Below are 4835 nucleotides of genomic sequence, written 5' to 3'. Positions count from 1 at the left end.
GCCACGCTGCCCGGGCTCGACGTACAGGTCCTCGAGGTAGATGCCCGGGACGCCGGTCCACGTCGAGTAGGTGCGGAACCACAGCGCGATCCCGACCACCCGACCGTCCGCCTCGGCCACCAGTACCGACGCCACCGGGTCCGGGCCGAACAGCCAGGTGTGCAGGTACTCCTCGGTCGTCGCGACCGCGTCGGGCTCGCGCTCGTAGGCCGCGAGCTCGCGGATCAGGCGCAGGATGTCGGGGACGTCTGCGGGCCTGGCTTCACGGATGCCGTCGGGGAGGTGCATCCCCACGATCGTACGGTGCGTCATTCCTGTTCGAGACGGCCTTCGACCGCGTCGGCATCCGAGTCCGCTCCCTCGTCGCGAAGCGCGTCGGCCAGCCGGTAGCCGAGCTGGTACCACCGGTTGGAGTCCGGCTCCAGCTGATCCCACAAGCCGCGGAGGTCCTCGGCGGGCACGTCCGCACCGGCGTCGAGGCGCAGCAGCACTGCACCTGCCGCCGCACCCGGTTCGCCCACGGCCAGGAAGCCCGCCTGCGCTTCCGCCGCCAACTGCAGGGCGTCCCCGTGCCGCCCGGCGCCCAAGGCGATCTCGGCTCGCTGGACCGAGATCCCCGCGCGATGGAAGCGCGCTCCGGGGTCCGCCGGGTCCAGGTCGTTGATGCCCGAGGTGGCAGCGTCGAGCAGTGCGGCGGCCCTCTCAGGGTCCTCACCGACGATGGCCGCACCCGCAGCACACCTCCAGAAGCGCACCGCGTCGAGCGGCCACCCGGCATCGCTGGCCAAGCCGGCACCGGCGCTCCAACTGCTCACGGCCTCGGTCCAGCGCTCCAGGTTCTCCAGGAAGTTCGCCTCCTGGTCGAGGAGATGCAGGTGCCATCCCGGTTCTCCGTGGTCGACGGCAAACGGCAACAACAGTCGCACCCTGTCCAGCGCGTTGTCCCAGTCGCCGAGGACTTCGTTCGCGCGCACGAGTACGTCGAGCAAGCGCGCCCGGGGGTGGCTGCGATCGGCGTCATCCAGGACACCGATGGCCTCCTCGGCTGCGTGGGCGGCCGACTCGGCATCACCCACCCGGAGGTACGCCTCCGCCAGGTCTGCCTGGAGACCGGGGTTCATCTGGTCCACCGTCGACAACAGCGCGACGGCCTCGATGAGGTCGTCGACCGCGCTGGCCGCCGCCCCCATCGCCAGATGTGCCCGCCCACGCTGCCACAACGGCATGATCCGCGCCGGGCCGTCGTCGACTGCGTCCACCACGGCTGAGTAACGGTCGACCGCCTCTTCGTACTTCTCGAGCTCGACAGCGATGTCCCCCGAAAGGAACAGGTGCGCGAGCCGGGAATCACCGCTCAGCTCTTCGTCGACCACGCCCCTCAGCACGGCGTCGGCGTCCTCGGCACGATCCGACAGGAGGAACAGGCGCGCGAGTCGCGTCCCCCAGACCGCCCGATGTGCCACGTCGTTCTCGATGAGGTTTCGCAGCGGCGCCTCGCCGGTGATGAGTGCTTCCTCGATCTCGCCCCGTTCCGCCAGGACGCTCGAGATCCGTGCCCGCGTTCGCGCGGAGCGATGATCATCACCCACCTCGTCGTACTGCACGAGGACTGCACGGAACTGCTCGAGGGCGGCGTCGAAGTCGTCCGCCACCCACGACTGCAAGGCACGTCCCTCCGCGAGCCGGGCGCTCTCCACAGGAGTACGGCGCCCCGCCGACACCCCTGCATCCCAGGCGTCCCAGGCCGCGCCGGCCCGCTCGAACGCGCGGTCCCACCACGCCGCATCGGCCGCATCCAGGAGTTCGTCGATCGGCAGTTCCGAGAGATCCACTGGCGCTGGACCGTCAGCGGGCGCCTCGGTACCGCGGGCTTCCTGCTGCTCCCGGATGCGCTCCCGAGCGCTGTGGGCACGGGCGGCGGTCTGGGACAGCGGGAGGTAGTCGATCCACGGCTCGCGTGTCAGCACACGTTGCACGCGGGCGCCTCGACTGGTCGTGCCATTGCGCTCGTCGAAGCGAGCACCCAGTTCTGTGGCAAGGGCAGCCAGCTCGGCTGCCGCATGACCGACGGGAACCCTCCCCTCGCGGGTGCGCACCGTCAGCCCGCTGTCGATCGCTTCGATCCGGGTCAGCGCGTGAGCCGCGGCAGCCGCAAACTCCATCCGGGCATGCGGAGAGTCGGCATCGTCGATCAGCGGCAGGTGCGCATCGACGATCTCCAGGGCCCGGACCTCGTTGCCGGTGCACGCGCAGAACCGCACGTGCTGGGAGATCATCTCGAGCTCGGCAGCACGGCCGCGGTGGCGCCGGTAGCTGGCCCGGTGCGCCTGCGCGGCGTCCTCGAGGAGCCCCTCGGCCACCATCGCCTCGAGCGCGGTGGCCTGCATCTCCTGCGGTTGCTCGGAGCATGTGACCGTGCCGGCGAGTACCGGCCGCGCGAGCGCCACCGCTTCGGCGTACCGACCGCGTTGGGTGAGGTATTCGACCTGATGGCTCGGGCAACAGCCGAGGCAGTCCGACAGGTCGTCTCGCGGCGCAGCCAGCCACAACCGCAACTGCTCGGCAGCTTCCTCCTCGTCCCCCACGTGCCGGGCGACCAGGTGCCGGGACATGTGGACCGCGTGCATGGACTGCCCGGCCTGCCGGTACCGACGCTCCATGTCATCGAGGGTCGAGCGGGCCATCTCCAACGACAGCTCCGGGAAGCGGATCAGGGTCGACGGGACGAACTTGAAGGCCCACAGCAACATCAAGCGGTGGTGTCCGAAACGCGCCGGATCCTTGTCCCACTCGGCGAGGCACCAGGCGAAGGGGATCGGCATCTTCCGCCGCTCGCCACCCATCGTGTAGGCGTGGGCCAACAGGACGCGTGCCTCGAAGGCGACATCGAGGTCCACGCCGTCGGCTCGTTGCGCGACGGCTTCGAGCGCCCGGTTCCGCCCCTTGCCGTAAGGCAGGGTCTCGGCGCGCGCCAACGCGTCCTGGAGGTCCTCGGTCATGAGTCCGTGCCCTTCTCTCGGGGAACTGCCTGCTCCAGCAAGCCAAGGAAGGAGCGGTTCATCAACGCGGAATCGGCCGGCCGGATCGGGTGGTTGCCCTGCATGAGGGCCTGTCCGTACAGCCCCTCGACCGTCAGTCGGGTCACTGTCGGGTCTTCGATCGTCGTGAGCCGACGCACGAGCGGGCTGCGATGGTTCAGGACCAGCTGAGGCAGGGTCTCCTGCTCAGGACCCTCGTCGAGGGCGTCGAGCACTCCGGCCCACAGGCCGTCCGCCTGATCGCGAGTACGGCGCAACTCCGCGCCGAAAGCCGCGTCACTGTCGACGAGGAAGAGTGCAGGAAGGCTGGCCGGCTCGAAGGACCGCACCACCACTTCGCACCCCACCGGCTCCATGGCTTCCTGCGCGAGCACCACGAACTGGCGGATGCCGCGCTCGGTCGCGGGATCGAGCGCCTCGAACCTGGTGGCGAGTTCGGACGGTTCGAACGCGGAGACCTCCGCGTCCTCGATCACCTGCGGCAGTCGCTCCACGATGTCGGTGGCGTAGGTGTAGCCACCGTTCAACACCGTCACGTCCTGCGCCGCAGCCACGGCGGCAAGGGCGCGGAACTCCTCGGTGCTCCGGACGTACCGGATCGCTCCGAATCGCTCTCGTAGGGCGGCGAGGGTCATCCGACCCTGGTTCGTCTCGAACCCGACCCAGCGATCGACCAGCCGCAGCATGTCGTCATCGTGCAGGGCCAGGGCCAGCACACCGAGGTAGTGGATGCCGAGGAAGCGCCGGAGCTTGTCCGGCTGGGTGGTGCTGAGCCGGATCATCCATGCCCGCAACTGTTCGGCGATGGCCTGGCGCGTGTCCTCGAGGAGGCCGTCGTCGAACAGCGCCTCCCGGTTGGCGGTGGGCCGCAGTTGGGTGGTGTTGACGACGCAGCGAACGAAGAACGCCCAGTCGGGCACGAGGCCCTCGGCATGCTCGGCGAGGAGCATCCACTTGAGGTAGACGCGATGCGTACCTCGCTCGGTCGGATTCGCCGCGAACGGGAGTACGACGGCCACCCCCTCCAGACCCGCTGCCGGCACCTGGATGTCGATCACGTCGAAGGGCGTGTAGCCGAGCACGTCCTGCGCGAAGCCGGCGATCGACGCTGCCCGTGCGCCGGCGCCCAGGGAGCGGTCCCAGGGCAGTTGCTTGCCGGCCACGACCTCGCCGTTGACGGTGATCTCGAAGGGCAGCATCGCGCCGAACAGCTCGACGAGGTCGCGCACGGTTGCCGGCGCGAACCAGTGGTCGGCGCCTCGCATCGGGACGAGGGTGACCGAGGTCCCGGTGCCGGCGCGGTCACTCGTGGGCTCTTGCGCGCAGGTGCCGTCAGCCGATCCGATCCAGAGCGTCGCCACCTCGCCCGAGGGCTGGGTCATCACCCGCACCTCGTCGGCAACCATGAAGGCGGACAGCAGGCCGATACCGAACTGTCCGAGGAATCCTTCTCGCTGGAAACCCCATTCGTCCCGCTTCGAACTCCGGCCGATCGTGGCCAGGAACTCGCCGACCTGGTCGAGCGCGAGGCCGATCCCGTTGTCGCTGATGGTCAGCGACGTGCCGTCCGTGTCGATCTCGATCCGGCCGACGACGTCCGGATCGATCGCCTGGCGCGCGCTGATGGCATCGACGGCGTTCTGCAGCAGTTCCCGGATGTACACACGCTCGCTCGTGTACAGGTGGTGGCTCAGCAGGTCGACGATGCCGCGCAGGTCGACCTGGAAGTTCGAACTCTCCCTCACGCGGCGTGACGCTACGTCATTCGTGGTCGAGCGTCTCCGGAAATACGGCCGC

General features: G+C 69.3%; 3 protein-coding genes. All 3 read right to left on the bottom strand.

Annotation, left to right across the window (positions count from 1 at the left end; genetic code table 11):
- Positions 1-288, bottom strand: a 288-nt coding sequence (locus tag ACOADB_RS11365; protein WP_378598276.1) for a GNAT family N-acetyltransferase, incomplete at its 3' end; no start/stop codon positions are given.
- Between the two features lie 20 nt (positions 289-308).
- On the bottom strand, positions 309-2999 hold the full coding sequence (locus ACOADB_RS11360) for a tetratricopeptide repeat protein (protein ID WP_378598274.1): 2691 nt from the start codon (positions 2997-2999) through the stop codon (positions 309-311).
- Positions 2996-4783, bottom strand: a complete 1788-nt coding sequence (locus tag ACOADB_RS11355; protein ID WP_378598272.1) for an HSP90 family protein — start codon at positions 4781-4783, stop codon at positions 2996-2998. The genes ACOADB_RS11360 and ACOADB_RS11355 overlap by 4 nt, the downstream gene beginning before the upstream one ends.
- Positions 4784-4835 lie beyond the last annotated feature (52 nt).

It is taken from the genome of Nocardioides sp. CPCC 206348 (genome assembly GCF_048654705.1).
Taxonomy (GTDB): domain Bacteria; phylum Actinomycetota; class Actinomycetes; order Propionibacteriales; family Nocardioidaceae; genus Nocardioides.
The sequence above is the reverse complement of the archived record's forward strand: the minus strand, read 5'-3'. Positions and strand labels throughout refer to the sequence as shown.

Bases quoted from the DNA above. Each gene is read 5' to 3' on its own strand.
- ACOADB_RS11360 (WP_378598274.1), bottom strand. From the start codon at position 2,999: ATGACCGAGGACCTCCAGGACGCGTTGGCGCGCGCCGAGACCCTGCCT.